The sequence below is a fragment of the Actinoplanes sp. NPDC023936 genome, assembly GCF_040639325.1.
Classification (GTDB): Bacteria; Actinomycetota; Actinomycetes; order Mycobacteriales; family Micromonosporaceae; genus Actinoplanes.
Genome location: NZ_JBEZZR010000014.1, coordinates 16,046 through 43,021 on the forward strand (window position 1 = coordinate 16,046; position 26,976 = coordinate 43,021).

Consider the following 26,976-nt stretch of genomic DNA (forward strand, 5'->3'; position numbering starts at 1 on the left):
CCCGCGCCTCACGAGGACAGTTCGGCCAGCCGGGCCTCCACCTCGGCCAGCTCGGCGCGCAACCGCTCCGCCTGCGCCTGCGCCTCGGCCCGCTCCGCCGCCATGATCTGCTCGACGGCCTCCTGCACCCCCGGCACGTCAACCAGCGAGACGATCTTCAACGCCTCCACCGGACGGATCACATAGGGCCGGGCAAGCGCCTTCGCGCCCTGCTGGGCAGCCACGGTCCACTCGCCCTCCCCATACGCCAGCGTGACAGTGAGCGACGGGCCCGGCTTGGCCTTCGCCGGTTTCGCCGCCGCCTTGCGCGGCGCCGGCGCCGTGGCCTCCGCCTTCACCGGCGCCTCCACCGGCGTCCGCGGCGCCGGCGCGGGCCTCTCGGGCACCGGCTTGTCGATCATGAACTCCGGGCCCGGCGGCACCACCGGCTCCGGCTCCGGCGCCTTCTTCACCGGCGCCGTCGCACCCCGCGGCGCGATCCGCAGATCACCGGGGGAGAAGGGCAACTCGTCGCGCCCGAACTTCACCACCACGAAATCGTCCGACACGGCCCGATCGGTCAACGCCACCACCTGACCGATCTGCCCGGCGATCTGCCCCGCCGACTCGGTGAACTGCACTTTCGGTTTGCGCCCGGCCGCCAGGGCCGTCTCGATGCCCGTCAGATCCTCCGCGCTCAGCGCCGCCATCCCCAACCACCTTCGTACGCCTGTATGAGAGCGTCCCTTTCTACCAGCACCCACCGACAATCCCCGGCAACCACACCGCAGAGATCATTTAAAAGGCGACCGGGCCGTCACGCAGTACTCCCGCCCCGCCGGATCCCGCAACGTCGTCCAATCCTCCGGAACCCGCCGCACCACCGCCGCACCCAGCGCCACATGCCGCGCCACCTCGGCGTCCACATCGTCACACGCCAGATCCACATGCACCCCCGCCACCACGCCACCGGTCCGCTGCACCAGCAGCCGCACCGGCATCCGCGCCGGCGGCTGCAGAAACGTGAACTCCGGCAGACTCGACGCCCGCCGCTCCCACCCCGTCACCTGCGACCAGAACACCAGCTCCCGCGCGTAGAACGCCGCCGGGACATCCAGGCACAACTGATCCACCAGACTCGACTGCGGACCGTCCCACCGCCGCGGCAGCGTCAGCTCCCGCTCGTACTCCCACGCCACCAGACAGAACACGATCCCCGACGGCGACCGCAGCACCACCAGACCCGGCTCCGCGGACACCTGCGCCGCCCCCAGCGCCACCAGATCCGCCGCCGACCGGAACGGATCATCCACATGCAGATCCAGATGCGCCCGCGCCGGCTCCTCACCGACCACCTGCAACCGCAGATAGGCGTCACCCTTCTCCGGCACCAGCGTCACGAACCGCCCCCGACGCGGCGACAACCCCATCCCCGTCACCGCCAGCCAGAACCGCTCCGCCACCCCGGCCGTCTCCGGCGGCGTGTCCAGGAAACCCGTCACCCAGCGCACCACCGTCACGCCGCCACCGCCACCCGCCCGGTCCGCAACGCGAACGCCACATCACCGCGCCCGAACCCCTCGGCGAGCACCGCCGCCCGCTCCCACTCATAGCCGACCGCCCGGAACTCCATCTCCCAGCCACCCGACGCGTCGTCCACGATCGCGTACCGCGCCTGCGGCGACCCCGCCTCCATCCGATGCGGAAAAGGAACATCGTCGGCATACGCCGGCCACCCCACACTGCCCGGATTCACGATCAGCGGGCCACCCGGCAACCGCATCGACCCCGCCAGATGCGTGTGCCCGCACAACAGCAGCGACCAGCCCGCCACATCACCCACCCGCGCGGCCACCTCGTCCACCGTCGCGTCCCGCGCCCCGCCCGCCGCCTCCACAGTGTGCAGCAGATACCGCAGGTCATCCGTGGGCGTCCCATGAAACGCCAGCACACCCGGCGCCGGCTCGGCAGTCATCGGCAGCGACGCCATCCACTCCCGATGCCGCTCCGAGATCACCGCACCGGCGACCCGATCCGCCATCCCCATCCGATCCGGCGCGAACGTCAGCAGCTGCCGCTCATGATTGCCCGCCACCGTCAGCAGCCCCGCCGCCATCAACCGGTCCGCGGTCTCCGCCGGCCGCACATACCCCGACAGCAGATCCCCGCAATTCACCGTCACATCGACGCCGTCACCCTCAATCGCCGCCAGCACCGCCTCCAGAGCGAACAGATTCCCATGAACATCGGAGATCACCGCGATCCGCATCCGATCATTCTGGTGACTCCGGACGATCAAAACCACGATCACAACCAGGAGGTCGCAGCGGGGTGGCCGGTACAGACCGCCGCTCACGCCGAGGGCGCGGCGCTGCCCGCCGGCCGCTGGCGCGTCCGAACCGCGAGCCACACACCGCGCGACCTGCGTGAGCGGTCGCGCCCTTCTCCTGTCAGTCCCGGCATCCGGGGCTCGATCCCACCGCCGGGGGCTCAGCGCGCCATCCCGGGCTTCAGTCCCGCCGCCCGCCGCGCGACACCGTCACCGCACCGCGCAACACCGTCACCGCACCGCGCAACACCGTCACCGCACCGCGCGATGCCGGAACACCCACCGCTGCTGATCCGACCCGTTGCACTCCCACAACTGAACCTTCGCGCCGTTCTCCCAGATCCGGCTCCGGTCCGCGTCCAGGCACCTGTTGTTGAACCCGTTACGCACCATCGCGCCGTCCTGCCGCCACTGCTGGTGCGCCGGCCCCCAGCAGTCCCACAGCTGGATCTTCACCCCGTTCTCCCAGATCCGGCTCCGATCCGCGTCCAGGCACTTCCCGTTGTACGCCGTCACCAGGCTGCTGCCCGACCAGTACCAAAGCTGCTGCGCCGAGCCGTTACAGTCCCACAACTGGACAATCGCGCCATTATGCTGAATATTGCCGAGATCGGCATCCAAGCACTTGTTGTTGAATCCCACATGCACCGAATAGAACACCGGCGCCGCCTGCGCAGGCGCTCCCACCAGCAGAGATCCGACCGCAAAAAGTCCAACAATCATCATCCGAAACACGACTTCCCTCGATTCTTCCCATTCCGGCAGAGTCGACAAAAGCGTAGGTAGCCATTCCCGGCCGCGCTTTTTTATCGACGCACATCCCGCCGCCGAGGGGGAGTGGCACCACCGAGGCGGCACCCGCGCCGCCGCAGCCCCGGCGTGCGGCCCCGCAACCACTCGGCCGCCACCGCACTCGCCGCGATCCAGGCGAGTTGTTGCCCATCCGCCCATCCGGATCTCGCCTGGATCGCGACGAGTGCGAAGCGAGTGCGAGTGCGGGGTGGTGGCGAGCGAAAAGCGAGTGCGGGGTGTCACGCTCATCGCAGCCCCGATCGCGGTGATCAGCGGCAGGGGACGCGCGCCGCCCCAGGATCTAGGCGAAACGCAGGCGGGGCACGAACCCGCCAAGATTCGACACGTCTCGCCGGGTGGCCATGAGCCTCTCCGAACCCATAATTATCGGGTCGATAATCTAAATTATGTCAACTTGGCTCGGAGAGCGGCCTCCTGAGCGGGGTCCCCGACGCCCGTCCGACACGGTGAAACACGAACATCCGCGTCTTCCCCCACTCGCCCGAACGCCCAGCACGCGCGACTCGGCCCCGATTCCCACGCCACAGCCAACGGACGGCGCCCAAGCTGCGGGAAGCTCAACGCCGCAGGTGAGCCGAGACGTCACGCGCAAACGCTGAAGCGGCAGGCAAGCTGATCCGTCCCGCAGCCCCATTCGCGGCGTGGCCACGCCACGACACAGCCCCCACTCCCTCTCCGTGCCAGGCGTGATCGAGGCTGGCGGGCGGTACCCGCTGGCCCTTTGCCCCGGTCGGCCCCGGTGTCCAGCGCCTGCCGCCTGCCCTTCTCTGCGCGGTCGTCGGGCGTTCTCCCGGCACAGAGTTTTCCGGGCCACCGCGGTGCCCTGCGTCAACTCGCCCCCTGCCGAACTGCGCAAACGCCCATAAATCATGCATAATGGTACTTATGCATGACACTGGAATCGGGACGTACATAGACGAATTCCTGGCGGCCCGAGCCACCCGGAAGCCTTCGGTGCACACGCTCAACGCGTACCGGAGGGATCTGACGCTGGTGTTGCAATTGGCGGAGCCCGCCCCGCTCACCGTGAGTGACCTCTCCCCTCGCGTCCTGCGGGCCGCGTTCGCGCGCTTCGCGGCGGACCGCGCCCCCGCGTCGGTGTCCCGGGCCTGGTCGTCGTGGAACGCCTTCTTCACGTTTCTGGTGACCGAGGGCGTGGTGGCCGGCAATCCGATGTCCGCGGTGGACAAGCCGCGCACGGTGCCCCTCTCCCCCAAGCCGCTGCGCGGTGAGGACACACCGGAGCTGTTGTTACGGACAGTGAGCGTCGCGGATGAGCGTCAGCGGGATCCGTGGCCGGAGCGGGACGTTCTGGTGCTGGCCCTGGCGTTGTGTGCGGGCCTGCGGCTGTCGGAGATGCTGGCGTTGCGGGTCGGTTCGGTGAGCGGGCGTGACGGTGAGCGACGGCTTGAGGTTGCGGGCAAGGGCGGGCGGCCGCGGTCGGTGCCGATCGATTCCGGTCTGGACGCGGCGGTGGGGCGCTATCTGGAGGCGCGGCGGGCGCGGTTCGGGCGGGCGCAGCCGACGGCTCCGTTGCTGGTGGATCGGCGGGGTGTGGCGTTGCAGCGCGGTGGTCTGCAGTATCTGGTGCGGTCGTGTTACCGGCGTGCCGGTGTCGGGGATCGGGTGCCGCGGGGGGCGCAGTTGCACGCGTTGCGGCACACGTTCGCGACGCGTCTGGCGGAGGACGGCGCGAACGCGTCGGAGATCATGCGGTTGATGGGGCATGCGTCGCTCGCGACGTCGCAGAGTTACATCGAGGTGACGGCGGATCAACAGCGGGCGGCGGTACGTGCCAATCGGACGAACCGTGTGCTGCGGGAGTTGGCCTGACCTCGGTCTGCGGCGAGAATGCGGGGCATGGAGGAACCTGAGGAGCGGTTGCTGCTGGGTCGAAGGTCGTTGTTCGCGGTGGGTGCGGTTGCCGGTCTGCTGACGCTGACCGGGTGCCCCGGCGGGAATGGTGGCGACGATGACGACGACGATGACGGCGGGGAGGACGACGACTGAGGACGGTCGGGTCGATGCCTAGGTGGCGCCGGGGCCGGCCGGCCCCGGCACCACCCGGATGCTCAGCTTCCCGGAGGAGTCGCCGCCTCGCGCCGGGCGTCGATGTCCCGGCGCGGCCAGTCGGCGAGGTCGCGTAGCAGCTGTCCCTGCGACATGCGGGCAACCGGGGTGGCCATGGCCGCGGCGTCCAGCAGCCCGAGGGCTCCGAGCGGGACGGCGTCGGTGTCGCGCAGCGCGCCGCGGGGCACGGTGCGGGTGCTGCTGGCTCTAGGGTCACGCTATGAGTGAACTCGACAACACGTATGCCAGCGTCCGTTATCTCGTCGACGACGTGCAGGCCGCCGTCGACTTCTACACCACGCATCTGGGCTTCACGGTGCGCTCGAGCATGGCGCCGGCGTTCGCCGATGTGGTGCGCGGCCCGTTGCGGTTGTTGTTGTCGGGCCCGGCGAGTTCGGGGGCCCGGGCGACTCCCCCGGACTTGGCGGTTCCGGGGCGGAATCGGATTCATCTGATCGTCGGTGATCTGGACGCGGTGATCGCTCGTCTGCGCGGGGCGGGTCTGCCGTTCCGCGGCGAGCCGGTGTCCGGTCCGGGTGGCCGGCAGATCCTGCTCGTGGATCCGGCGGGGAATCTGATCGAGTTGTTCCAGCCGCGGCCGGAGCCGGCCGGCTGAGGCGGACACCCGTAATCCCCTGATCGACCGAGGCGCCGCTGTCGTTTCCCCGATATCTGGAAACGACAGATACAACGATCTTTATCGATGGTACTTTGACTCGAAACGGGGATAGCAGGCCCATGTCTGCAGGCATTGGCCCGCACAAGGATCTCCATTCACGGCTCGACGTAGATCGAATCGAGAAAGGAGCACCATGAACACCAAACTCACCGGATGGCGCAGGCTCGTGGCTGTCGCCGGCGCGGCGCTCGTCGCGGCCCTGACCGTCCTGGCGCCGGCGACGGCCGCCTCGGCCGACACGGCCGCGACGCTGGCCGCGGGATGCCGGGCGGCGCCGTACTCGGCGACGTTCAGTCCGTACTTCGAGACCGAGACCTACGCTGACCTGGGCGTGTACCGGACCACGTCGCAGTGCACCGACATCAACATCAGGTCGACGAACAGCACCGGCTACAACGTGTGCGTCATCTTCACCCGGTACAACAGGTGCAACTACACGACCTATGTGCCGGCCGGCGGCCAGTGGGTGAACGCGGCGACGGACGTCCTGGACGGCACCACCTTCTATCTGCGTGTGTACAAAGGCGGCGCCAACTACGTCGTCCATGCCGGCGTCATGGATTTCTGACCGATTCTGTTCTGGCGGCCGGTGGCTGATTCTCTCGCCGCATTGATTGCCCAGCCCCATTGATTGTTCGCGGAAAGGCCATTCCTGCCGCCGCCATGAACGCATCACCCGACCGGCGCGTCCGGGACCGGAATTCCCGGGCCCGGGCGCGCCGGCACGTCTGCTCGGTCAGCAGGGGGTGGCTTGGATGTGGACCATGTTGTTGGGTGAGATCTGGCGGCTGCCGGCGGTCAGCTTGCGGTAGGTGCTCCACTGGTAGGGGTAGATGTTGTTGGCGGCGAAGCGCACCAGGGCGCAGGCGCCGGGACCGATGTAGAAGCCGCGGACCTCGTCCCAGCTGAACTGGTCGCAGGTGTTGGAGTTGCCGTTGACCACGGCGTCGTACTTCTGTTTGCCGTCCTTGCCGTAGACGCCGTCCCACAGGTGCATCACGCCGATGCCACCGGCCCCGGAGTTGAACAGGATGTTGGTGGGGTGGTCGCTGCAGCCGGCGGCCGCGGGTGCGGTGGGTGCTGCGGTGGCCGATGAGCCGGCGCCGGCGAGGGTGGCTGCGGCGATCACCGCGGTGGCGAGGATGGCTCGGGTTCTGCGTGTCAGATGCATGGACATCACTGAACGAGACCGCTGGTCGTCCGGCTACGGTCCGGAACGTTCGTGCACTGTCCGGAACGGGTTCGAACAGCGCTCGGGCGCAGCGCGGCACGAACCGCGAGGGCACGGGCCGGGCCCGTACCCTCGCGGTCTGTGTTTCTTGCTCAGGCCAGGTTGAGGGTGACCTCGACGTTGCCGCGGGTGGCGTTGGAGTAGGGGCAGATCTGGTGCGCGGCGTCGAGGATGCCGCGGGCGGTGTCCTCGTCGAGGCCGGGCAGCTCCGCCTCGATGGTGACGGTGAGGCCGAAGCCGCCGCTGGGCAGCGTGCCGATGCCGACGTCGACGGTGATCGCGGTGTCGGTCAGGGCGATCTTCTGCTTGCCGGCGACCAGCTTGAGGGCGCTGTGGAAGCAGGCGGCGTAGCCGGCGGCGAAGAGCTGCTCGGGGTTGGTGAGGGCGCCGCCGGGGCCGCCCATCTCCTTCGGCACGGCGAGGTCGAAGTCGAGGACGCCGTCGCTGGAGCGGACGTGGCCGCTGCGGCCGTCTCCGGTGGCGGTGGCCGAGGCGGTGTAGAGGGCGCTCATGCGTTGTCCTTTCGGGGGGTGCGGGCTTTGTCGAGCAGCTGGTGCAGCTGGCCGAGCTCGTCGAGGGTGAGCGCGGTGGCGCAGACCAGCCGCTGGGTGAGGTCGCCGATCTCGTCGCGCAGCGCGAGCCCCGCGTCGGTGAGCTGGGCGACGACGACGCGTTCGTCGTCGGTGGCGCGCCGGCGGGTGATCAGGCCCTGGGTCTCCAGGCGTTTGAGCAGCGGCGAGAGGGTGCCGCTGTCGAGGGCCAGGACGCGGCCGAGGTCGCGGACGGTGGTCGGGCCGTCGTGCCAGAGCACCCGCAGCACCAGGTATTGCGGGTAGGTGAGGTGGTGCGGGTCGAGCAGCGGGCGGTAGAGGGCGGTCATGCCCCGGCTGGCCGCGTAGAGCTGGAAGCAGATCATGTCGTCCAGTGCCGTGCTCGCCTTCATACCGCAGAACAGTAGTGCGCTATTCAGTTGTGCACAACCATTCCGTGTTGTGGCTAACATGCCGGCATGCCGCCGATCCGCTTCGTGAAGCTCTCCCCCGCCGCCCTGCAGGCCCTCGTCGCCGGCGACCTCGCCACGGCGAGCGCCGAGGCCGGGGTGCCGCTGAGCCAGTACCTCGCCGACGAGCGCTGGCTGTGGGAGATCCGCCTGGCCGACATCGCGAAGGACCCCGAGGCCGCCGAGTGGATCGCCCGGGCCGCCGCCGACGGGGACACCGTGGTCGGCCACGGCGGCTTCCACGGGCCGCCGGACGCCGACGGCGTCGTCGAGGTCGCGTACTCCGTCGATCCCGCCCACCGCCGCCGCGGCTACGCCCGGGCCATGCTCACCGCGCTGCTCGCCCGCGCCGACGCGGACCCGCGGGTCACCGCCGTGCGGGCCAGCATCCGCCCCGACAACGTCGGCTCCAAGGCCACCATCGCCGGCTTCGGCTTCTTCAAGATCGGCGAGCAGTGGGATCCGGAGGACGGCCTGGAGGACGTCTACCTGCGGTCGAAGCGGACCACCAGCGGCCGGTGATCCGACACCGGCGCGTGCGGGGTGCGCACCTGCACCACCCGGCCCAGCTCGCCGGCGCTGCGCGGGTCGGCCAGGACGTGATCGAGCTGGGTCTTCGGTGACGGGCTGGGGAACGTCGCCGCCCGCGCGAGGGGCCGCCAGCCGGTGAACGCCCGGACCGGCCCGGCCGGCATGTTCAGGTCGCCGAGCAGCACCCGCGGCGCGGGCAGGGCGCGCAGCGCGCGGACCGCCGCGCGCAGCTGCCGCACATTCCATCCGGGTACGAACGACAGGTGCGTCGTGGCGACCGTGAGCGGCCCGTCCGGCGTCTCCACCACGGCGGCCAGCAGCACCCGCGGCTCGTCGCGCAGCAGCAGCAGGCCGCCGTCCGGCACGTACACCGGCGAGCGCATCGGCGCGGCCGGTAACTGGGTGATCTGCCAGCGATGCACCGGGTAGCGGCTGACCAGCGCGATCCCGTACTGCGGGTGGGCGATGTCGGCGCCGGAGTGCCACGGCTCCCAGCTCTGCCCCGGCGTGCCGACCACGGCCGCGGCGAACCGGTGAGTCCGGGCGCCGAGCGCCGTCGCGGCCAGGGCGGTCAGGTCGATGTGGCCGCTGCGCGGCTGCGCCCGGTCCACCTCCTGCAGGCCCAGCACGTCGGCGTCGAGGTCGGCGATCGCGTCGCTGATCCGGCCGGCGTGTACGGTGCCGTCGGACAACGATCTGCCGTGCAGCAGGTTGAAGGTGGCCAGGCGCACAACGCCGACCCTAGCCAACGGAGCGAAGCGATGTTCATCAAGGCGGTCTGTTGCGCCGCGACGATCTTCGTCGTGGGCGCGATGCTCGGCATCTGGCTGCAGAAAGCCCGCAAGCGTTGATCGTCACCCTGCTGATCGCGGCCGCCGCGGCCGGCTGGGTCGACGCGGTCGTCGGCGGTGGCGGCCTGCTGCTGCTGCCCGCGCTGCTCCTCGCCGCCCCGCAGCTGCCCCTCGCCACCGCGCTGGGCACCAACAAACTCGCCGCGATCTGCGGCACCGGCACCGCGGCGCTCACCTACGCCCGCCGCACGAAGATCGACTGGGGGGTGGCCGGGCCGTCCGCGGCCCTCGCCCTGCTCTGCGCCGGCTGCGGAGCCGCGCTGGCCGGGGCCGTCCCCGCGGCCGCGTACCGCCCGGTGGTCCTGCTGGTGCTCGTGGCGGTGGCGGTCTTCGTCACGATCCGCCCGCAGATGGGCCTGCACGAGGACGCCACCAAGCGCACCACGCTGCGGCGGGGCCTCGCCGTCGCGGTCGCCGGCGGCGTGATCGCCGCCTACGACGGCCTGATCGGGCCCGGCACCGGCACCTTCCTGGTACTCGCGTTCACCACGCTGATCGGCGCCGACTTCGTCCACGGCTCCGCCATGGCCAAGATCGTCAACACCGCGACCAACCTCGGCGCGCTGATCGTCTTCGCCTCCACCGGGCACGTCGCCTGGCTGCTCGGCGCGGGCATGGCGGTCTGCAACATCGCCGGCGCGGTTCTCGGCGCCCGGATGGCGCTGCGCCGCGGCTCCGGCTTCGTGCGGATCATCCTGCTCGCCGTGGTGCTCGCCCTGATCGTCAAGCTCGGCTGGGACCAGTACAGACTGTCGGCATGAGTGACGACCTGACAACGCTGATCGCGCAGATCGAGGAGCAGGAACAGCACCTGGTCTTCCCGCGTTTCGACGAGGCCGAGGCCTGGGAGCTCGGCAGCCTGCTGGTGCGGCTGGCCACCGAGCGCCGCCTGCCGGTGGCGATCGACATCCGCCGCGGCGAGCAGCAGCTGTTCCACGCCGCCCTGCCCGGCGCCACCGCCGACAACGACGCCTGGATCCAGCGCAAGGTGCGGGTGGTGTACCGGTTCGGAGCGTCCAGCTTCCTGGTCGGCCGCCGGCTGGCGGCCAAGGGCCAGACCCTGGGGGCCGAGCTGGGCGTGGATCCCGCGCTGTTCGCCGCGCACGGCGGCGCCTTCCCGGTACGGGTCAGCGGCGCCGGCGTGATCGGCGTGGTCACCGTCTCCGGCCTGCCCCAGGCGCAGGACCACGCGCTCGTCGTGGAGGCGCTCGAGCAGCGGATCGGATCAGCCGCCCGCTGATCGCTCCGCCGTTTGATCGCCCCGCCGATTGATTGCGCCGCACGCTGAATCTGCCCACGGCAGATCTGCTTCCGATCGCCGGCGCCGCTCGGGCAGGCTCGGCGCATGCGGATTCTGGTACTCGGTGGCAGCGGTTTTGTGGGACGGGCGATCGCGGACGACGCGGTCGCCCGCGGCTTCGACGTGACGGTGTTCAACCGTGGCCGGCGGGACCCGGTGCCCGGGGCGTCGCTGCTGGTCGGCGACCGCCTGGCGCCGGGCGGGCTGGCCGCGCTGGACGGCGCGGCGTGGGACGCGGTGGTGGACACCTGGTCGGCCGCGGCGGAACCGGTCGGCGCCGCCGCCCGGGCCCTCGCCGGTCGCGCCGGGCACTACACCTACATCTCGAGCCGGTCGGTCTACGACGCCGACCGCACCGGCGCCGGGCAGGCCGAGGACGCTCCCCTGGTCGCCCTCGACGACCCCGGGTACGCCGGCGACAAGCTGCGCGGCGAGCGGGCCACCGCGGCGTTCCCCGGCCCGGTGCTGCTGGCCCGGGCCGGGCTGATCCTCGGCCCGCGCGAGGACATCGGCCGGCTGCCGTGGTGGCTGAACCGGCTGGCTCGCGGCGGCCCCACCGTGGCGCCCGGCCCGCGGGAGCTGCCCCTGCAGTACGTCGACGCCCGCGACCTGGCCGCCTTCGTGCTCGACGCCGCGGTGGCCGGCCTCGGCGGCGCCTACAACGTGGTCAGCACCCCCGGGCACGCCACGATGGGCTCGCTGCTCGACGCCGCCACCGCGGTGACCGGCGGCCGGGCGTCGCTGCGCTGGGTCACCCCCGAGACCGTCGCGGACGCCGGCGTCGAGGCGTGGACCGAGCTGCCGATCTGGCTGCCCCCGGGCCCGCTGCACGCCTTCCTGCACCAGGGCGACGTGTCCAAGGCGCTCGCCGCGGGCCTGCGCTGCCGCCCGGTGCAGGAGACCGTCGCCGACACCTGGGCCTGGCTGTCGGCCCTCGGCGGACTGGCGCCGCAGCGCGCCGACCGGCCCCGGGTCGGGCTGCCCGCGGAGGCGGAGGCGAAGATCCTGGCGTCCCTCTGACCGGCGCCGCCGCACCGAGGCGTGATGCTGGCTAAACTCCTTATGCCGGTAGCACGCCTCGGGTGCTGCCCCCTAAAAACGGTTCGGTGGAAGCATGACGGAGTTTCCCGCCCTCTACGGCGGCCAGACCTGCCTGGACTTCGCCAACACCGTCGACGCCCGGGGCACCGGCGCCCGGGCGGAACACCTGGCCGGCTATCCGGACCTGGTGCGCTGGTCGGCGTATGCGGGCCTGCTCGACGAACCCGCCACCCGGCACCTGCTCACCCTCGCCGCCGCGCGGCCGCAGGCCGCGCAGGCCAGCTACGCCGCCGCGCTCACCCTGCGCGAGGCGATCTTCCGGATCTTCGCGGGCCTGGCCACCGGCGCGCCGCCGGCCCCGGCCGACCTCACCCTCATCCAGCAGGGGTACGCCGCCGCGCTCGCCACCGCCCGCCTCGAACAGCGCGGCGGCGCCTTCGTCTGGAACCTGCCCGCCGACGCCCTGCACCGCGCCTGGTGGCCGGCCGCCGTGTCCGCCGCGAAGCTGCTCACCGGCGGCCCGATCGACCGGGTCAAGGTGTGCGCCTCCGGCGCGGGCTGCCGGGGCCTGTTCCTGGACACCAGCAAGAACGCCAGCCGCCGCTGGTGCGCCATGGAGAGCTGCGGCACCGCAGCCAAGATCCACCGCCAGACGGCCCGGCGGCGCGCCGCCCGCTGAACCGCCCGGACAGCACGAAAGCCCGGACAGCCACGAAAGCCCGGACAGCACGACGGCCCCGCCGGCTGGCGGGGCCGTCGCACGAAACCGGCTACCGCGCGGTCTCGTTACCGCGCGGTCGGGTTACCGCGCGGTCGGGTTACTGCGCGGTCGGGTTACTGCGCGGTCTTGGCGGTGTAGACGTAACAGTTCTTGGTGATCAGCCCGTACAGGGTGCCGTCGAAGACCTGCGCCCGCCAGCCGTACTTCGTGTCCGGCGTCAGCTTCGGCGTCTGGATCGTCGACATGCCGCTGCCGGTCACCGTCGAGCCGAACGACCCGGCGCTGCGCAGCACCAGCGGAGCGGGCTGGCCCGCGACGCTGTTGTTCCACATGCCGAACGTGGCCCGCACCTGCGCGCCCGGCTGCGGCGACTCGACGAAGGCCGACAGCTGCGGCGTCAGCGTGGTGATCGTGGAGTAGCCACCGGTGTTGCAGTACGGGCCGCCGGTGTAGTCACTGCGCGGGATCGTGTCCAGGCGGGTGGCCATCCGCGGCGCGCGCAGGGTCGCCTGTTCCGTGCCGTTCAGCACGTACGGGAAGTAGCGCACCTCGTTGAGCGCGCCCTTGAACCCGTCACCCATCAGCACCAGAGCACCGACGACCCGTTTGGTGTGGGCGCCCTCCACGGCCTTGGCGCCGTTGACCGACAGGGACATCTTGCCGGCCATCGCGTCGTAGCTGGCGGCCAGGTGCGTCCAGGTCCCGGCCTGGGCCGGCGCGGTGACGGTGTCGTGGCTGGCCCGCACCTCGGGGTTGGCCATCGCGAAGCTCCAGCCGCCGGAGCCGTTGTAGGCCAGCGCGAACGCGTTGCTCACGGCGATGCCGTTGGTGGTGTCCGGGCCCAGGCTCTCCTGGCGTACCACGGTGCCGGCCGGCGCGCCGGCGTCGACCTTGGCCCACACCGACACGGTGAAGCTGCCCCGGGTGTCCATCACGCTGGTCGGCACGACGTGCGCGTCGATGCCGCTGGCCTTGCGCAGGTTCAGGTACCCGGTGCCGTCGAGCTTCAGGTGCGTGACGCCGCCCTCGGTCGACCAGGTGGCGCCCCGGTTGAGCCGGGTGACGAACGGCACCTCCGACGTCGTGGCGTACCCGGTGGCCTCGGCCGTGGTGGTGCCGGTGCCCTCGTCCAGCGGCCAGGCCAGGCCCGTCCCCCGCGTCGATCCCACCAGCGGGGCGTGATCGGAGAACGCGGCCGGGTCCGCCGCGCCCCACAGGTTCTCCGTCTGGTCGGCCAGCTCGGTGAGCGAGTCGCACCGGGTGAACCCGGCCTCGGCGAACAGGTAGTCGCGCTTGGCGGGCTTCACGGCGCCGCTCTGGGTGGAGAAGTGGGTGTCCTCGTTGCTGGGGTCCAGCGCCGTCCGGGGCTCGGTCGTGCTGGTCTCGAAGCCGGGCAGGTACTGCTGGTAGTCGCACTCGGCGTACTTGTCGTAGAGCGGCGCCATCGACGGGATCGCCGTGGGGTGGGTCGGGCCGCTGTTGCCGCGGTCCGGGTTGAAGTCGCCGCCGAGCACGACGTTGTCGTACCCGGCCGGTTCCTGCGCCGTGAGGAAGTCGACCAGCGACTGCACCTGGTTGCGGTGCTCGGCGAGCCCGGCGGTCGTCGCCGTGGCCAGGGTCGCGACCGTGTTGAGGTGGGTGACGCACGGCGTGCTCTGCCAGCCGTTGACCCGCACGCACAGCACGTTGGGGGTCGCGACCTTGGTGGCCAGGGTGGCGGGCACGTACAGCTCGCCGGCGACCGACGACGTGATCTCCCCGCGGACCAGGATCGCGTCGCCCAGGTAGCCGTCCAGGTCGCCCCGGCAGGTCAGCTCGTACTCGACGCCCTTGTCGGTGAAGCCGCGGCCGACGACGGTCTTCGCCGACCAGCCCGGGCCGAGCGCCTCCAGCAGGTACTGCAGGTGGGTGGTGTACGCCCCGCGGGTGCCGTCCGTCGGGTTCGGGTGCGGGAAGCAGACCTCCTGCAGCAGCACCACGTTCAGGTCTCGCTGGCGGATCAGCGACTCGATCTGCAGCGCCCGGGCCTGCGGCCGGTTGCGCCACGCGCAGTAACCGCCGTAGCCGCGCAGGCCGCCGGCCTCACCGCAGATGTTCCAGCTCATCGCCCGGATCTGCTCGGTGCGGTGCGCGACCCCGTCCGGGTCCGGCGCCGCGACCGCGGCGGGCAGCGGCGCCGGCCGCTCGGTGGTGCTCAGCCGGACGGCAGCGGCCGCGCCGACCATCGCGACCGTCGCCGCGACGGCCACCGCCACGACACCGAAACGTCTTCTGATTTCCATGTATTGATCTCCCCTGTGGACTGGCGCGCAGTCTAAGGGAGACAGCGGGCGCCGGGCGTACCGGAGTTGATCAAAAGGTGGGGTTCAGCGCGGCGCTGATGGCGCGCAGGCCGGCCGGGGTGGCGGCCCGCGACCCGCCCGGATGGCGCACGCTGCCCGGATGGTCGCAGATCCGCACGCCGTCCTCGGCGCGCCAGCGGGCGGGCCGGGCGGCCACGATCCGCGCGGCGATCGCCGTCCCGTCGCCGGTGACGCCCGCGGTGCGCAGCGCCGCCCGCAGGACCGCCCCGGCCGCCGTGACGTCGCCCAGCGGCGGCGCCACCCCGGCCGCCGTGGCGTCGCCCGGCAGCGGGGCCGCCGTGGCGTCGCCGAGCAGCGGGGCGAGCAGCAGCAGGGCGTGAGCCCGGGACAGCGGATCCGGGACGCGGGCGGCCAGCCCGGACAGTTCGGGCCAGGACAGCGCCGGGCCGTCCGGAACCCCCTCCGCCTCGGCGATCGTGATCGGGTCGCCGCCCGGCGGCAGCAGCAGGTAGTCGACGATCTGCTCGTCGTTGCGGTACACCACGGCGGCGCCGTCGCCGGCCGGCAGCACCGGCCAGCCGGCGTCGTCGGTCAGGCGCAGGTAGGTGCCCCGCAGCAGCCGCGCGTCGACGCCGAACAGCGCCGCCAGGTCGTCGTCGAGGCCGCAGCCGAGCGCGATCCCGAGGTGCACCGCCCAGAAGGCGGGGCGCTGCAGCAGGGCGGACGCGTCGAAGCCGCGGCCGTCGTCGTCGTATCCGGCGAGCACGCTCACCCTGCCGTTCTACCCCGGCCGGGGTAGAACGGCAGGGTGAGCGCCGCCTGCGACACCCGGCCGCGCGGCGATGTCAGAGGCTGCGGGCCGCGTGCCGGCCGGCGTTGCGGCCGGAGAACAGGCAGCCGCCGAGGAACGTGCCCTCCAGGGCGTTGTAGCCGTGCACCCCGCCGCCGCCGAAACCGGCGACCTCGCCCGCCGCGTACAGCCCCGGCAGGGGCGCCCCCGCCCGGTCGAGCACCCGCGAGTCCAGGTCGGTCTGGATGCCGCCGAGGGTCTTGCGGGTCAGGATGTGCAGCTTCACCCCGATCAGCGGGCCGGCCGCCGGGTCGAGGATGCGGTGCGGCGCCGACGTCCGGCCGATCTTGTCGCCGAGGTAGCGGCGGGAGTTGTGGATGCCCTGGATCTGGGCGTCCTTGGTGACCGCGTTGGCGATCTGGCTGTCCCGGGCCTCGATCTGCGCGCGGATCGTGGCCGGGTCCAGCAGCGGCTGGTCGGTCAGCTTGTTCATCCCGGCGACGAGCTCCTCCAGGGTGTTCGCCACCACGAAGTCGGCGCCGTGCCGCTTGAACGCCTCGACCGGGGCCGGCGCGCCCTTGCCGAACAGCCGCTCCTTCACGAACGCGCGCCGGTCCCCGGCCGTGAGGTCCGGGTTCTGCTCCGAGCCGGACAGCGCGAACTCCTTCTCGATCATCTTCTGGGAGAGGATGAACCAGGAGTGGTCGTACGGCGCGATGTCCGGGGTCGTCCGCAGGTGGCGCAGCGTGCCGAGGGTGTCGTAGCTGGGGAAGAACGGCGCGGGCAGGCGCCGGCCGAGCGCGTCGAACCACATCGGCGACGGCGCGGACAGGATCCGGATGCCGTGGCCGGGCCACACCGGGTTCCAGTTCTGCACGCCCTCGGTGTAGTGCCACATCCGGTCCCGGTTGACCAGCCGGGCGCCGGCGGTCTCGGCGATGCCGAGCATCCGGCCGTCGACGTACGCCGGCACCCCCGTGATCATCTTCTCGGGGGCGGTGCCGAGCCGGGCCGGCCAGTACTGCCGGACCAGGTCGTGGTTGGCGCCGATCCCGCCGGTGGTCACGACGACGGCCTGGGCGCGCAGCTCGAAGTCGCCGGTCACGTCCCGGTTGGAGCTGACGCCGCGGGTCGCGTCGTCCGGGGCGAGGACCACGCCGCGGACCCCGGTGACCACCCCGTTCTCCACGATCAGCTCGTCGACGCGGTGCCGCGAGCGCAGCCGCAGCAGCCCGTTCTCGGCGGCGCGCACCGCGGACGCGGCGAACGGGGCGACCACCCCGGTGCCGGTGCCCCAGGTGATGTGGAAGCGCGGCACCGAGTTGCCGTGCCCGTCGGCGCGCAGGTCGCCGCGCTCGGCCCAGCCGGCGAACGGCAGCCAGCTCATCCCGAGCGACGCGAGCCAGGCGCGTTTCTCCCCGGCGGCGAACTCCACGTACGCCCGCGCCCACCGGACGGCCTGGGCGTCCTCGTCGTCGAGGCGGTCGAAGCCGGCCGAGTGCTGCCAGTCCGCCCAGGCCAGCTCGACGCTGTCGGCGATCCGGGCGCGCCGCTGCTCGGGGCTGCCGACGAAGAACAGCCCGCCGAACGACCACCAGGCCTGCCCGCCGAGGTTCGCCGCGTTCTCCTGATCGAGCAGGGCCACCTTCTTGCCGGCGGCGGTGAGCTCGTGCGCGGCGGCCAGCCCGGCCAGTCCGGCGCCCACGACGATGACGTCAGCGTCCACGGTTCCTCCCCAATGACACGACCGGGGTGACGCCCGTCACGACCGGATACGAGAATTTATCGGATTTGCCGCTGAGTGGAAATGGGCAGCACCATCCGTGAACCGGAGTGTGTCCTCTCTCGCCCCGTGACGCCCCCCGACGACAGACCGGGCCCCCATCCGGAGAATGAAACAGTGCCCGAACCGACCGCCGGACCCGCGCAGACCCGCGCCGAGCTCGCCGCGCTGCGCCCCGACCTGGTGGCCGCCTACGACGCCGCCCTGCCCGGCGCCCGAGCCGCGATCATGCGCCGCCTGCGCCACGCCATCGCGCACGAGCCGCTGCCGGGCATCCCCGACGACACATCGGGCATCACGGACGACGGCGCCGGGGACGGCGGCGACCCCGTCGCGCTCGCCGAACGCCTCTGGCCCGGCACCGGATTCGTCACCGAGCTCGCCAACAGCGTCGCCAACCTCGCCCTCGCCCGCGCCGACGCCGCCCCCGCGCCCGACGCCGCCCAGCAGGGCCCCGACGCGCTCGGCCGGCTCGAGCAATCCCTCGTCGACGGCCACCCCCTGCACCCCTGCTGCCGCACCCGCGCCGGGATGACCGTCGCCGACGTCCTCGCCTACGCCCCCGAGCACCGCCCCGTCATCCGGCTGCGCCGCCTGCGCGTGCCCGCCGACCGCTGGTACGGCGCCGGCCCACCCGTCCTCTACGCCCACCCCTGGCAGGCCCCCCGCCTCCAGGCCCAGTACCCGTGGCTGGCCAGCGCCGGCGTCACCCGCCCGGTCCGCCCGCTCATGTCGCTGCGCACCGTCGCCCCGGTCAGCGGCGGCCCGCACATCAAGACCGCCGTCGACGTGCAGATGACCTCCGCCGTCCGCACCGTCTCCCCGGCCGCCGTCCACAACGGCCCGATCCTCTCCGCCATGCTCCAGCGGATCACCGCCGACCTGCCGATCGGCATCCTCGCCGAGACCGCCGCCGGCGCCGTCATCACCGAGCACGGACCGGACCGCCGCCTCGCCCACCTGATCCGCCAGGCCCCGCGACTCGCGCCCGGCGAGACCGCCGTCCCCCTCGGCGTCTTCGCGACCAGCCCCGCACTGATCACGAGCGCCGGAGACCCGTACCCACTCATCGAACGACTCGGCAGAGTGCTGTTCGCGCCGCTGGCGCGCGTGCTCGAACGCGGCGTCGCGCTGGAAGCCCACGGCCAGAACACCCTGCTCGTGATCCGCGACGGACAGCCGCACCGGGTCCTCTACCGCGACCTCGGCGGCGTACGCGTGCACACCGGCCGCATCGACGCCACCGGCATCATCGGCGACCTGCCCACCGCCGACCTGCACGAGCTGCGCGCCAAACTCGCCGCGGCCGCCTTCGGCACCGTCGCCACCCAGCTGATCGGCGCCCTCGACGCCGACCCCGGCACGCTCTGGCGAACCCTCGCCACCGCGATGCGCGCCGACCCGTCCGCCGACACCGAAGCCCTGCTCACCGAGCCGCTGCCGGTCAAGGCCACCACCGCGATGCGGCTCGCCGCCGACCCGCTCCGCGACATCTGGACCTACCGGCAGAACCCGATGGCGGCGTGAAGGACACCCCATGATGATTCGCAGTGTCAGCACCGGACGACTCGCCGCCGCGGCCGCGCACACCGAGGCCGCCCTCGCCGTGCACGCGCCCCACCTCGTCGACGGCTTCCTGCGCCACCTGCCGCACGCCGCCGACACCGTCGGCCGCCGGCTACGCGCCGCCCTCGTCCGCGAAGGCCTCACCCCGGCCGCCGCCGGCGGGCACACCTACGCCTTCAACCGGGTCGAATACCCGGCCGCCGGCGTCAGCGACCCGGCCGACCTGCTCGCCGGCATCGACCACGGCCCGTTCGCCGCCGAGATCCGCAACGCCGTCATCAACCTGGCGATCGCCCTGTCCCGCTTCACCCCGGCGAACCCCGACCACAACCCGGACCTCGACGCGGTACGGCTGGAGCGCCTCGCCGTCGCCGGGCACAACCTGCACCCCACCGGCCGCACCCGGCTCGGCTGGGACACCGGCGACGTCCTCACCCACGACCTCGAAGCCGGCCACACCACCATCGGCTTCGTCGCCGTCCGCGACGACCACCACCTCGGCGACGACCTCGGCGCCCAGCTCGGCCTGCCCGCCGCCCCCACCGGGTACCGCACCCAGCCGGTCCACGCCTGGCAGCTCGACCTGGTCCGCCACCGGTACCACGACCTGTACACCGCCGGCGTGCTGCGCGACCTGGACGGCCACCTCGACGCGGTCCCCACCGCCGCCCTGCGCACCCTCTACCTGCCGGACCTCGGCGGCTACCTGAAAGTCTCCCTCGACATCCAGGTCACCTCCACCCGCCGCAGCATCAGCGTCGCCAGCACCCGCAACGGCCCCGCCCTCTCCGACCTGCTGCACCGCCTCGTCGCCGACGACCCCGACGGCCACCGGCTGCTGCTGCTCGCCGAGACCGCCGGCGCCGCCGTCCCGGCCGGCAGCGGACGTGACCTGTCCGCGATCGCCCGCGACGGGCTGACCGGACGACTGGAACCCGGCGAACACCCCGTACCCGGTGGCGCCCTTCCCGCTGTCGACCCCGCCACCGGGGCCACCGTGCTCGCCGGCCTCGTCACCGCCTCCGGCCTCACCCCCGCGGCCTGGCTCACCGCCTACACCCGGCTGCTGCTGCCCCCGCTGCTGCGCCTCGCCACCCGCGGCGTCGCCCTCGAAGCCCACCTGCAGAACTGCCTGCCCACCTTCGTCAGCGGACGCCCCCACCGGCTCGCCCTGCGCGACTTCGCCGGCCTGCGCCTGCACCCCGCCCGCCTCGCCGCCGACGGCCACCACCTCGACCTCTGGCCCGGCTCGGTGATCAGCACCGAAGACGAGGACGTGCTCCGCGCCAAACTCGGATACACCGCCCTGCAAGCCCACCTCGGCGAACTCGTCATCCGCCTGCAGCAATCCCACGCCCTGCCCGAGGACCACGCCTGGCGCATCGTGCGCGCCGTCATCGACGACACCTACGACGCGCTCGGCGGCCACCCCGACCACGCCTTCTTCCTCGCACCCACCATCCCCCACAAAGCCCTCGTCCGGATGCGCCTCACCGCCGGCGGCGACATCTACCTCCCGGTCAGCAACCCCCTGCATGGCTGAGCTCCCCGCCACCGTCACCGCCGCGCTGCGCCGCCTTCCGGCGCCGGCCTGCGCCTACGTCTACGACACCGGGTCGCTGGTCACCCGCGCCGCCCGGCTGCGGGCCGCGCTTCCCGCCGGCGCCTCCTTCCTGTACGCCGTGAAAGCCAACGGGCACCCCGCGGTCGTCACCGCGCTCGCCGGCGCCGCCGACGGGCTGGAGGTGGCCTCCGGCGGCGAACTCGCCCTCGCCGTGTCCGCCGGCGCCCGCCGCATCGTCATCGGCGGACCCGGCAAGACCGACGCCGAACTCACCGCCGCCGTCCGCGCCGGAGCGCTGATCAACGTGGAGAGCGCGTTCGAGATGCGCCGGATGGCCGGGCTCGGGCTCAGCGCCGACATCTGCGTGCGGGTCAACCGGGCCGGGACGGCGCTGCACGGCAGCCACGCCATGACCGGCGTGCCCACCCCGTTCGGGGTGGACGAGGCGCAGCTCGGCGCGGTGCTCGCCGCGGTGCCGGACGGACTGCGGGTGATCGGCTTCCACCTGCACGCCGTCTCGAACAACCTCGACGGGCGGGCGCACGCCGCTTTCCTGCGCGACGCCCTGGACTGGTCGGTCCGCACCGCCGCCGAGCACGGGGTCACCCTGCGCGTGGTGAACGCGGGCGGGGGCTTCGGCGTGGACTACCAGTCCACGGCGTCGATGGACGTCACCGAGATATCCGGCATCGCGGTTCCTCCCGGCGTGCAGCTGCTGCTCGAACCCGGCCGCTGGCTCACCGCCGACGCCGGCTGGTACGCCGCGGAGGTCCTCGACCTGAAGACCACCCACGGCCGCACCTTCGCCGTCCTGCGCGGCGGCACCCACCACTTCCGGCTCCCCGCCGCCTGGGGATACAGCCACCCCTTCACCGTCCTGCCCGTCGACGCCTGGCACCGCCCCTACCCCCGCCCCGCCGTCACCGACACCACGATCGACGCCGTCGGCGAACTGTGCACCCCCCGCGACGTGCTCACCCGGGGCCAGCACGTCGACCGGCTGCGCGTCGGCGACCTGCTGGTCTTCGCCCGCACCGGCGCCTACGGCTGGGACATCTCCCACCACGAGTTCCTGCGCCACGACCCCCCGGCGTTCGTCATCCTCCCGCCGGCTACCGGGCGCCCCCCGTCATCAGGTGACGGCTGAAGAACCGGTTCGCCGCGTCGCCCTCGTGCGCCGGGACCCCGGTGTGCCCGCCCATGTTGGCGTGCAGGGTCTTCTCCGCCGGGCCGAGCGCGTCGAACAGGTCGAGGGCCATCTGCCGGTCGTTGCTCTCGTCGTCCCACTGCAGCAGCACCAGCAGCGGAATCGTCACCCGCCGGGCTTCCTCGACGATCGATGCCGGCACATAACTGCCGGCGAACAGCACCGCCGCCGCGATCCGCGGCTCGACCGCCGCCAGCCGTACCCCGATGGAGATCACCCCACCCGAATACCCGACCGGCCCGCCGATCCCGGGCACCGCGAGCAGCGCGTCCAGGGCGGCCCGCCACTCCGGGACGGCCGCCTCGACCAGCGGCAGAACCAGCCGGTCGACGACCTCGTCACTGACCGGCTCCCCCGCCGTCACCGCCCGCCGCAGGTCGGCGCGGGCCTGCTCGGCGACCGCCGAACGCGGCCGCACACCGGCGCCCGGCAGCTCGATCGTCGCCGTGGCGAATCCCACCGCCGCGGCGTGCCGGGCCCGGGCCAGCAGGCGAGGATACATCCGGTTCAGGTCACCGGGATGACCGGCCAGGATCAGCGGCGCCGGCCCCGTCCGGGACGGCGGCGGGGTCCACAGGAAACCCGGGATCTCGCCCAGGGTGAAGGGGCGCTCGACAACGCCGTCGTCGAGACGCTGCGCAGAACTGAAGTCCACTGTCGTGCCTTTCGGGAGTGCTCGTGAACGGCGCTCCCGGACGACCTATCGCCCGGCCGTGACCCCGCAGGGAGGCGCCCATGTCGATACAGCGTTCACGGGTACCACCTCCTCGGTCTCTCGCACGGCCCCGGAAAACTACCACAGGGGTGGTCGGCGAAGCCGTCCTTGTTTGCCCGGGTGCGGCGTGCCGCACTGCCTTCATGGCATCCTAGGATTCTAGGTTGCAGGCTGACGGCCTGGTGGGGTCGCCACGACGCCTCCCCATCGCAACGCCGCTCCCGATGAGCATGACGAGATCCGCTGGTTCCGGCCGCAGGAGTTGCCGCCGCTCATCCACGAACCGGTAGGCACGGCGCTGGCGGAAGCCATCGGGGGCGCTCGCGCCTGAACGTCAACGCGTCGTCATCGAAGGAGGCGACGTGGGCGCTTTCCGTGGACTCCTACTCTCGGCTCGTGAAGATCGCCGAGATTCGCCGCTATCCAGTCAAGTCGATGCTCGGCGAGGTGCTGCCCGCTGCCGCAGTGGAGGGCCGCGGGATCGCCGGCGACCGGTTGTGGGCAGTACGCGATCCCGGCGGCAAATTCGGCAGCGGCAAGAACACTCGCCGGTTCCGCCGGATGCCGGGCCTGTTCGACCTCCGGGCCTACGCGGCGGAGCCCGCTCCGATCGTCGAACTGCCGGACGGCCGCCGCTTCGCGGCTGACGATCCCGCGGGGCACCGAGCCGTCAGCGAGGTACTCGCCAGGACAGTGACCCTCACTGCCGAAGGCAGCGTCGCGCACCATGACGAGGGCCCGGTCAGCCTCATCACCACCGCGGCCCTGCGCCGCTTGGCCGAGCTGACCGGCGGCGAACCGGACAGCACGGACATCGACCCACTGAGATTCCGCGCCAACCTCCTGATCGATCTCCCCGGCAGCGGCTTTCCCGAAGAGAGCTGGCCGGGCCGTCTCCTGCGCGTCGGCCCCGACGTCGTCCTGCGACCGGTCCGTCAGCTCACCCGCTGCGCGATGATCGACATGGCGCAGGAGCGGGCGGACCAGCGCAACGATCTCCTCAAGGCACTTGCCGAGCACCATGACCTGGCCTTCGGCGTGTTCGCGACGGTCGAGCGGCAGGGCCGCATCACTGCCGGAGACGTGTGCTCCTGGGTGTGAGCCGGCGCCCGGCGAGTCCGCACCTACGGGGCAGCCCTGCTGCCTGTTCAACTGTCGCGGGTTCCGAACGTCGTTCCCAGCCGTTAAGCAACAGCCGGCCGTTCGGCTCTGTTCGAGGCTGTTCCGAACACTGGCCGGACACCGCGGTGACGCATCTACTGGCAGCACATCACGCACCTGCCAGTAGGAGGACTCCCGTGAGAATCCTGTCTCGCCCCGTCCCGCGAGTCGTCGCCGTACTCCTGATCGTGCTCGCGGCCCTGATCGTCATGCCGAGCCGGGCCGACGCCCAGGTGAAGGGCCACACCTGCAGGGTGATCGCCACCGAGGGCAACCGGCAGAGCGTGCAGTGCATCAACTTCAACGTGTTTCTCAACAGCGAGGGCGACCTGGCGGTGCAGGCCCTCGGTGAGTCGCTGTGCCAGGACCTGCTGCAGGACAAAGTCATCAGGTGCGCCGGCATCCACCAGACCGTGACCGTCGAGACGTCCAGCACAGCGCGCACCCAGGTCTGCGGTCGCGCCGGCGGCAGCCAGTGCCCCGCCGGGCGACTGTACGGCTATTCGAGCGGCGTGTACTGCCTCCGTACCCTGACCTACTCCGTCAAGGTACGGACCGTCGTGGACATGCCCGCCAGCGGAAACCAGTGGATCAAAACCACCGAGATCAGCATGGCCGGCAGCACCCTCTGCACCCTGATCGGGTAGTCGGCCTTCCGCCTCGGCGGACACCTGTCGCACCGATGAGGTTTCCGCGCCGCGACCGTCGGTACCTGTGAGATCGACTCACAGGAGGCTGGCACGATGCGGAAACTGATCTTCGCGATGAACGTGAGCCTGGACGGCTACATCGCCGCGCCCGGCGACGACCTCGGCTGGAGCGTACCGAGCGACGAGCTGTTCCAGTGGTGGTCCGACCGGGTGGCGGCGACCGGCCTGGCCCTGTACGGGCGCAAACTGTGGGAGACGATGAACTCCCACTGGCCGACCGCCGACCAGCAGCCCGGCGTCACCCCGGCGGAGATCGAGTACGCCCACCGCTGGCGCGCCATGCCGAAGGTGGTGTTCTCCTCGACGATCAGCACGGTCGACGGGAACGCCCGCCTGGTCACCGGCGACGCGGTCACCGAGATCACCCGGCTCAAGGCCGACGACGGCGGCTTCATGGACATCAGCGGCGCCGCACTTGCCGCAACGGCCATCCGGGCCGGGCTGATCGACGAGTACGTGCTGGTCACCGCACCGGCCTTGCTCGGCGGCGGCACGCGGTTCTTCACGGCCCTGGACAGCTGGGTGAACCTGAACCTGGTGGAGACCCGGACGTTCCCCGGCGACGTGGTACTGACCCGGTACGAGACGAGGCGCTGAGCACGAGCCGGACGACGCCCCGCCGGCATGACCGGCGGGGCGGTGGCGGCCGGCTGATCACAGTGTCGCGGGCAGACCCAGCCACGGTTTGCCGGCGGCGTCGAATCCGGTGAGCTCGGCGATCTTCCCGTCGACGATGTGCAGGACCGCCATGGTGAACAGCCGGTACTCCGGGCCGTCGCCGGCGCGCCGGTACAGCGCGGCGGCAGGCATCCGGTTGACCGTCGTGGCCACACCGCGCCAGTCGTCGTAGCCGGGCTGGAAGAGCCCGGCGGAGACCCAGCCGTCCACCGCCTCCCCGGCCGTCATGGTCACGGCGCCCGACTCGGGCAGCATCGCGAAGCGCAGGTCGCCGCGGAGCAGGGACACCAGCCCGTCGAGGTCGTTGCGCTCATGGGCGTCGATATAGGCCTTGACCACGCCGCGCTCGTCGTCCGACAGCTCATGGGTGGCGGGGCTCCGCCAGTCGAGGCGGCGGCCCGGCAGCTGCTTGCGCATCGTCACCCGCGCCCGCTGCAGTGCGCTGGCCACCGACGCGACGGACAGCTCGAGGGCGCCGGCGGCCTGCGACGCCGGCCAGCCGAGGACGTCGCGCAGGATGAGCACCGCCCGCTGCCGCGGCGGCAGGTGCTGGACGGCGACGACGAACGCCAGCTCGATCGTCTCCCGCGCCACCACCGATTCCTGCGGGTCCTCGGGGAGCATCCGGTCGGGGTACGGCTGCAGGTACCGCAGCTCGGAGCCGGGATCCGGCAACCCCGACGGTACGGGTGTCCGGTCGTTGCGCTTGCCCAGGAAGTCCAGGCAGGCGTTCGTCGCGATCCGGTACAGCCAGGTCCGCAGCGCCGCGTGGCCCTGGAACGACTCCCGTTTGTTCCACGCTCGCAGGAACGTCTCCTGCGTCATGTCCTGGGCGTCCTCGTAGTTCGCGAGCATCCGGTAGCAGTGCACCTGCAACTCACGCCGGTGGCGCTCGGTCAGGAGCGCGAACCGCGCGCTATCCCCCGCGCGGGCCGCCGCGATGAACGCGGCCTCGTCGGCGCCCAGCCGTCTGACGTCGGTCATGGTGATCGATCCTTCCACCGGTGCGAGAGGGCTGCCACAAACTGACGGCGCGGCGGAGGATTTCTGATCGGTGGCAACTACCGACGGGCCTCGGCGGGTGAGACCAGCAGCATACGGTCCTGGCGGACGATCAGGGCCCGGCCGTCGGCGGCGACCGCCATGGCCTCGTGACCCGCCAGACATCGTCCAGCGCCTGCCGGGTGCAGCGCGACGCGTCGCGCGAGGGCAGCCGAAGTGATCAGTGGGGTCGGTCGGCGAAGCCGTCTTTGTTGTTCGGGGTGCGGCCTGCCGCACTGCCCGTACATCATCCTAGGATTCTAGGTTGCTGTCTGTGCCCCACTACCCCGGTCGTCACCGGGTGTGGCGGCATCCGGGGTAAAGCCGGCGCTTTCCGGAAAACGGCGGACGTAGGAGACCCCACAGAATGCCGCACACCCCGTAACGCTCCCCGGGGACAGTCACCCATCGTGACGCAGGATGGCTCGGCAAGGCCGCCCGGCCACCGACGCGGCGAACCGTGCACCCAGCGGACGAAACCGCGGACGACCTGACCGACGAGACGCCCCGAGTGCACCGGTCAATCCGTGCCAGCGACGACCCGCGACAGCGGGACGATCCGACTGCACGACGAGACCCCACCCCGGCGAGCACGGTCAGTGGGTCGATGTCGTCGGCGGCACCGGATCACCCGGGCAGACGGCGCCACCGCGTCCCGGATGGACGGGATCGCGACGACGACGCTGACGGGCCTCGCGACGCTCAGGATCCGCCGTGCGGGTTCCTTCGCGCGATGAAGACAGTGCCGGCGGCCACGCCGAGGCTCGCACCCAGCGCGATACCGAGACCGTTGTCGTCGAAAAAACTCCCGACGACGACGCCGACGAGAGTGCCCAATGCGATCCAGATCCCGAGATTTCCCCAGAGCCCGGCACCTGCGGCGTCAGGGGGCGTGTTCTTGCTCGTCATCGCA

30 protein-coding genes are annotated in these 26,976 nt (G+C 71.9%); 15 read left to right on the forward strand and 15 right to left on the reverse strand.

Annotated features, from left to right (window positions below):
• Window positions 1-8: 8 nt before the first annotated feature.
• From AB0F72_RS19745 to AB0F72_RS19760, 4 genes are all read right to left on the reverse strand, one after another.
• The gene (locus AB0F72_RS19745; protein ID WP_360433002.1) at window positions 9-689 is read right to left on the reverse strand and encodes a hypothetical protein; all 681 of its coding nucleotides are present in this window, start codon (window positions 687-689) and stop codon (window positions 9-11) included.
• Window positions 690-773: 84 nt separating this feature from the next.
• Window positions 774-1,499, reverse strand: coding sequence for a VOC family protein (locus AB0F72_RS19750; protein ID WP_360433004.1), 726 nt, complete (start codon window positions 1,497-1,499; stop codon window positions 774-776).
• The gene (locus AB0F72_RS19755) at window positions 1,496-2,248 is read right to left on the reverse strand and encodes a metallophosphoesterase family protein (RefSeq protein ID WP_360433007.1); all 753 of its coding nucleotides are present in this window, start codon (window positions 2,246-2,248) and stop codon (window positions 1,496-1,498) included. Before AB0F72_RS19755 ends, AB0F72_RS19750 begins: the two co-directional genes overlap by 4 nt.
• 312 nt (window positions 2,249-2,560) lie before the next feature.
• Window positions 2,561-2,995: an RICIN domain-containing protein gene (locus AB0F72_RS19760; protein ID WP_360433009.1), complete on the reverse strand. Its 435-nt coding sequence runs from the start codon at window positions 2,993-2,995 to the stop codon at window positions 2,561-2,563.
• Between the two features lie 1,002 nt (window positions 2,996-3,997).
• On the opposite strand from AB0F72_RS19760, the gene AB0F72_RS19765 reads away from it, so the two are divergent.
• Together AB0F72_RS19765 and AB0F72_RS19770 are read left to right on the forward strand one after the other, a co-directional pair.
• Window positions 3,998-4,954 (forward strand): tyrosine-type recombinase/integrase, encoded by a 957-nt coding sequence (locus tag AB0F72_RS19765; RefSeq protein WP_360433012.1) that lies wholly within the window; start codon window positions 3,998-4,000, stop codon window positions 4,952-4,954.
• A gap of 27 nt (window positions 4,955-4,981) precedes the next feature.
• Complete coding sequence (locus AB0F72_RS19770; protein WP_360433015.1) at window positions 4,982-5,131, forward strand: hypothetical protein; 150 nt, start codon at window positions 4,982-4,984, stop codon at window positions 5,129-5,131.
• A 62-nt stretch (window positions 5,132-5,193) separates the two neighbouring features.
• On the opposite strand, the gene AB0F72_RS19775 is transcribed toward AB0F72_RS19770, so the two are convergent.
• Window positions 5,194-5,379 (reverse strand): hypothetical protein, encoded by a 186-nt coding sequence (locus AB0F72_RS19775; protein WP_360433018.1) that lies wholly within the window; start codon window positions 5,377-5,379, stop codon window positions 5,194-5,196.
• A gap of 32 nt (window positions 5,380-5,411) precedes the next feature.
• On the opposite strand from AB0F72_RS19775, the gene AB0F72_RS19780 reads away from it, so the two are divergent.
• Window positions 5,412-5,807 carry a VOC family protein gene (locus tag AB0F72_RS19780; RefSeq protein ID WP_360433021.1) on the forward strand — a complete coding sequence of 132 codons (396 nt, stop codon included), beginning with the start codon at window positions 5,412-5,414 and terminating at the stop codon, window positions 5,805-5,807.
• A 196-nt stretch (window positions 5,808-6,003) separates the two neighbouring features.
• On the forward strand, window positions 6,004-6,438 hold the full coding sequence (locus tag AB0F72_RS19785) for a hypothetical protein (protein ID WP_360433024.1): 435 nt from the start codon (window positions 6,004-6,006) through the stop codon (window positions 6,436-6,438).
• Between the two features lie 168 nt (window positions 6,439-6,606).
• On the opposite strand, the gene AB0F72_RS19790 is transcribed toward AB0F72_RS19785, so the two are convergent.
• The 3 genes from AB0F72_RS19790 to AB0F72_RS19800 all read right to left on the reverse strand — a co-directional run bounded on the left by AB0F72_RS19790 (window position 6,607) and on the right by AB0F72_RS19800 (window position 8,044).
• Entirely contained in the window at window positions 6,607-7,041 is a 435-nt protein-coding gene (locus AB0F72_RS19790) for a hypothetical protein (protein WP_360433027.1), read from the reverse strand.
• Between the two features lie 152 nt (window positions 7,042-7,193).
• Window positions 7,194-7,613, reverse strand: coding sequence for an organic hydroperoxide resistance protein (locus tag AB0F72_RS19795; RefSeq protein WP_360433030.1), 420 nt, complete (start codon window positions 7,611-7,613; stop codon window positions 7,194-7,196).
• On the reverse strand, window positions 7,610-8,044 hold the full coding sequence (locus AB0F72_RS19800) for a MarR family transcriptional regulator (RefSeq protein WP_360433033.1): 435 nt from the start codon (window positions 8,042-8,044) through the stop codon (window positions 7,610-7,612). The genes AB0F72_RS19795 and AB0F72_RS19800 overlap by 4 nt, the downstream gene beginning before the upstream one ends.
• A 66-nt stretch (window positions 8,045-8,110) precedes the next feature.
• Here AB0F72_RS19800 and AB0F72_RS19805 point away from each other — a divergent pair, with 66 nt between their 5' ends.
• Complete coding sequence (locus AB0F72_RS19805; protein ID WP_360433035.1) at window positions 8,111-8,623, forward strand: GNAT family protein; 513 nt, start codon at window positions 8,111-8,113, stop codon at window positions 8,621-8,623.
• Here the strand turns inward: AB0F72_RS19805 and AB0F72_RS19810 are convergent.
• Entirely contained in the window at window positions 8,587-9,363 is a 777-nt protein-coding gene (locus tag AB0F72_RS19810; protein WP_360433038.1) for an endonuclease/exonuclease/phosphatase family protein, read from the reverse strand. The genes AB0F72_RS19805 and AB0F72_RS19810 overlap by 37 nt on opposite strands.
• 116 nt (window positions 9,364-9,479) lie before the next feature.
• On the opposite strand from AB0F72_RS19810, the gene AB0F72_RS19815 reads away from it, so the two are divergent.
• The 4 genes from AB0F72_RS19815 to AB0F72_RS19830 all read left to right on the forward strand — a co-directional run bounded on the left by AB0F72_RS19815 (window position 9,480) and on the right by AB0F72_RS19830 (window position 12,503).
• Window positions 9,480-10,244: a TSUP family transporter gene (locus tag AB0F72_RS19815; protein ID WP_360433041.1), complete on the forward strand. Its 765-nt coding sequence runs from the start codon at window positions 9,480-9,482 to the stop codon at window positions 10,242-10,244.
• Complete coding sequence (locus AB0F72_RS19820) at window positions 10,241-10,723, forward strand: heme-degrading domain-containing protein (protein WP_360433044.1); 483 nt, start codon at window positions 10,241-10,243, stop codon at window positions 10,721-10,723. Before AB0F72_RS19815 ends, AB0F72_RS19820 begins: the two co-directional genes overlap by 4 nt.
• Window positions 10,724-10,828: 105 nt before the next feature.
• On the forward strand, window positions 10,829-11,803 hold the full coding sequence (locus AB0F72_RS19825; protein WP_360433047.1) for an NAD-dependent epimerase/dehydratase family protein: 975 nt from the start codon (window positions 10,829-10,831) through the stop codon (window positions 11,801-11,803).
• 94 nt (window positions 11,804-11,897) lie between these two features.
• On the forward strand, window positions 11,898-12,503 hold the full coding sequence (locus AB0F72_RS19830) for an ABATE domain-containing protein (RefSeq protein WP_360433050.1): 606 nt from the start codon (window positions 11,898-11,900) through the stop codon (window positions 12,501-12,503).
• A 155-nt stretch (window positions 12,504-12,658) separates the two neighbouring features.
• Here the strand turns inward: AB0F72_RS19830 and AB0F72_RS19835 are convergent, their stop codons facing one another.
• From AB0F72_RS19835 to AB0F72_RS19845, 3 genes are all read right to left on the reverse strand, one after another.
• Window positions 12,659-14,827 carry a LamG-like jellyroll fold domain-containing protein gene (locus tag AB0F72_RS19835; protein ID WP_360433053.1) on the reverse strand — a complete coding sequence of 723 codons (2,169 nt, stop codon included), beginning with the start codon at window positions 14,825-14,827 and terminating at the stop codon, window positions 12,659-12,661.
• 70 nt (window positions 14,828-14,897) lie between these two features.
• Window positions 14,898-15,620, reverse strand: a complete 723-nt coding sequence (locus AB0F72_RS19840; protein WP_360433056.1) for a hypothetical protein — start codon at window positions 15,618-15,620, stop codon at window positions 14,898-14,900.
• A gap of 73 nt (window positions 15,621-15,693) precedes the next feature.
• The gene (locus AB0F72_RS19845; protein ID WP_360433059.1) at window positions 15,694-17,364 is read right to left on the reverse strand and encodes an FAD-binding dehydrogenase; all 1,671 of its coding nucleotides are present in this window, start codon (window positions 17,362-17,364) and stop codon (window positions 15,694-15,696) included.
• A 174-nt stretch (window positions 17,365-17,538) separates the two neighbouring features.
• On the opposite strand from AB0F72_RS19845, the gene AB0F72_RS19850 reads away from it, so the two are divergent.
• Genes AB0F72_RS19850 through AB0F72_RS19860 form a run of 3 tightly spaced genes read left to right on the forward strand, consistent with a single transcriptional unit; the run spans window position 17,539 to window position 21,698 of the window.
• Window positions 17,539-18,948 (forward strand): IucA/IucC family siderophore biosynthesis protein, encoded by a 1,410-nt coding sequence (locus AB0F72_RS19850; RefSeq protein WP_360433062.1) that lies wholly within the window; start codon window positions 17,539-17,541, stop codon window positions 18,946-18,948.
• Between the two features lie 10 nt (window positions 18,949-18,958).
• Complete coding sequence (locus tag AB0F72_RS19855; RefSeq protein WP_360433065.1) at window positions 18,959-20,530, forward strand: IucA/IucC family protein; 1,572 nt, start codon at window positions 18,959-18,961, stop codon at window positions 20,528-20,530.
• Window positions 20,523-21,698, forward strand: a complete 1,176-nt coding sequence (locus AB0F72_RS19860) for a type III PLP-dependent enzyme (RefSeq protein WP_360433068.1) — start codon at window positions 20,523-20,525, stop codon at window positions 21,696-21,698. The genes AB0F72_RS19855 and AB0F72_RS19860 overlap by 8 nt, the downstream gene beginning before the upstream one ends.
• On the opposite strand, the gene AB0F72_RS19865 is transcribed toward AB0F72_RS19860, so the two are convergent.
• Window positions 21,664-22,413 (reverse strand): alpha/beta hydrolase, encoded by a 750-nt coding sequence (locus AB0F72_RS19865; RefSeq protein ID WP_360433071.1) that lies wholly within the window; start codon window positions 22,411-22,413, stop codon window positions 21,664-21,666. The genes AB0F72_RS19860 and AB0F72_RS19865 overlap by 35 nt on opposite strands.
• 456 nt (window positions 22,414-22,869) lie before the next feature.
• On the opposite strand from AB0F72_RS19865, the gene AB0F72_RS19870 reads away from it, so the two are divergent.
• The 3 genes from AB0F72_RS19870 to AB0F72_RS19880 all read left to right on the forward strand — a co-directional run bounded on the left by AB0F72_RS19870 (window position 22,870) and on the right by AB0F72_RS19880 (window position 24,941).
• Complete coding sequence (locus tag AB0F72_RS19870; RefSeq protein WP_360433073.1) at window positions 22,870-23,574, forward strand: MOSC domain-containing protein; 705 nt, start codon at window positions 22,870-22,872, stop codon at window positions 23,572-23,574.
• A gap of 197 nt (window positions 23,575-23,771) precedes the next feature.
• On the forward strand, window positions 23,772-24,281 hold the full coding sequence (locus AB0F72_RS19875) for a hypothetical protein (protein WP_360433076.1): 510 nt from the start codon (window positions 23,772-23,774) through the stop codon (window positions 24,279-24,281).
• A 96-nt stretch (window positions 24,282-24,377) separates the two neighbouring features.
• Entirely contained in the window at window positions 24,378-24,941 is a 564-nt protein-coding gene (locus AB0F72_RS19880) for a dihydrofolate reductase family protein (protein WP_360433079.1), read from the forward strand.
• Window positions 24,942-24,998: 57 nt separating this feature from the next.
• Here the strand turns inward: AB0F72_RS19880 and AB0F72_RS19885 are convergent, their stop codons facing one another.
• Both AB0F72_RS19885 and AB0F72_RS19890 read right to left on the reverse strand, forming a co-directional pair.
• Entirely contained in the window at window positions 24,999-26,006 is a 1,008-nt protein-coding gene (locus AB0F72_RS19885) for an RNA polymerase subunit sigma-70 (RefSeq protein ID WP_360433082.1), read from the reverse strand.
• Between the two features lie 759 nt (window positions 26,007-26,765).
• The gene (locus tag AB0F72_RS19890; RefSeq protein WP_360433085.1) at window positions 26,766-26,972 is read right to left on the reverse strand and encodes a hypothetical protein; all 207 of its coding nucleotides are present in this window, start codon (window positions 26,970-26,972) and stop codon (window positions 26,766-26,768) included.
• Window positions 26,973-26,976 lie beyond the last annotated feature (4 nt).

What these genes read in the sequence shown, in the direction of transcription:
- AB0F72_RS19800 (WP_360433033.1), bottom strand. Translation starts at nt 8,044, where the DNA reads ATGAAGGCGAGCACGGCACTGGACGACATGATCTGCTTCCAGCTCTAC.
- AB0F72_RS19860 (WP_360433068.1), top strand. Translation starts at nt 20,523, where the DNA reads ATGGCTGAGCTCCCCGCCACCGTCACCGCCGCGCTGCGCCGCCTTCCG.
- AB0F72_RS19770 (WP_360433015.1), top strand. Translation starts at nt 4,982, where the DNA reads ATGGAGGAACCTGAGGAGCGGTTGCTGCTGGGTCGAAGGTCGTTGTTC.
- AB0F72_RS19765 (WP_360433012.1), top strand. Translation starts at nt 3,998, where the DNA reads ATGGTACTTATGCATGACACTGGAATCGGGACGTACATAGACGAATTC.
- AB0F72_RS19805 (WP_360433035.1), top strand. Translation starts at nt 8,111, where the DNA reads ATGCCGCCGATCCGCTTCGTGAAGCTCTCCCCCGCCGCCCTGCAGGCC.
- AB0F72_RS19835 (WP_360433053.1), bottom strand. Translation starts at nt 14,827, where the DNA reads ATGGAAATCAGAAGACGTTTCGGTGTCGTGGCGGTGGCCGTCGCGGCG.
- AB0F72_RS19755 (WP_360433007.1), bottom strand. Translation starts at nt 2,248, where the DNA reads ATGCGGATCGCGGTGATCTCCGATGTTCATGGGAATCTGTTCGCTCTG.
- AB0F72_RS19820 (WP_360433044.1), top strand. Translation starts at nt 10,241, where the DNA reads ATGAGTGACGACCTGACAACGCTGATCGCGCAGATCGAGGAGCAGGAA.
- AB0F72_RS19790 (WP_360433027.1), bottom strand. Translation starts at nt 7,041, where the DNA reads ATGCATCTGACACGCAGAACCCGAGCCATCCTCGCCACCGCGGTGATC.
- AB0F72_RS19885 (WP_360433082.1), bottom strand. Translation starts at nt 26,006, where the DNA reads ATGACCGACGTCAGACGGCTGGGCGCCGACGAGGCCGCGTTCATCGCG.
- AB0F72_RS19880 (WP_360433079.1), top strand. Translation starts at nt 24,378, where the DNA reads ATGCGGAAACTGATCTTCGCGATGAACGTGAGCCTGGACGGCTACATC.
- AB0F72_RS19745 (WP_360433002.1), bottom strand. Translation starts at nt 689, where the DNA reads ATGGCGGCGCTGAGCGCGGAGGATCTGACGGGCATCGAGACGGCCCTG.
- AB0F72_RS19780 (WP_360433021.1), top strand. Translation starts at nt 5,412, where the DNA reads ATGAGTGAACTCGACAACACGTATGCCAGCGTCCGTTATCTCGTCGAC.
- AB0F72_RS19890 (WP_360433085.1), bottom strand. Translation starts at nt 26,972, where the DNA reads ATGACGAGCAAGAACACGCCCCCTGACGCCGCAGGTGCCGGGCTCTGG.
- AB0F72_RS19785 (WP_360433024.1), top strand. Translation starts at nt 6,004, where the DNA reads ATGAACACCAAACTCACCGGATGGCGCAGGCTCGTGGCTGTCGCCGGC.
- AB0F72_RS19795 (WP_360433030.1), bottom strand. Translation starts at nt 7,613, where the DNA reads ATGAGCGCCCTCTACACCGCCTCGGCCACCGCCACCGGAGACGGCCGC.
- AB0F72_RS19855 (WP_360433065.1), top strand. Translation starts at nt 18,959, where the DNA reads ATGATGATTCGCAGTGTCAGCACCGGACGACTCGCCGCCGCGGCCGCG.
- AB0F72_RS19830 (WP_360433050.1), top strand. Translation starts at nt 11,898, where the DNA reads ATGACGGAGTTTCCCGCCCTCTACGGCGGCCAGACCTGCCTGGACTTC.
- AB0F72_RS19825 (WP_360433047.1), top strand. Translation starts at nt 10,829, where the DNA reads ATGCGGATTCTGGTACTCGGTGGCAGCGGTTTTGTGGGACGGGCGATC.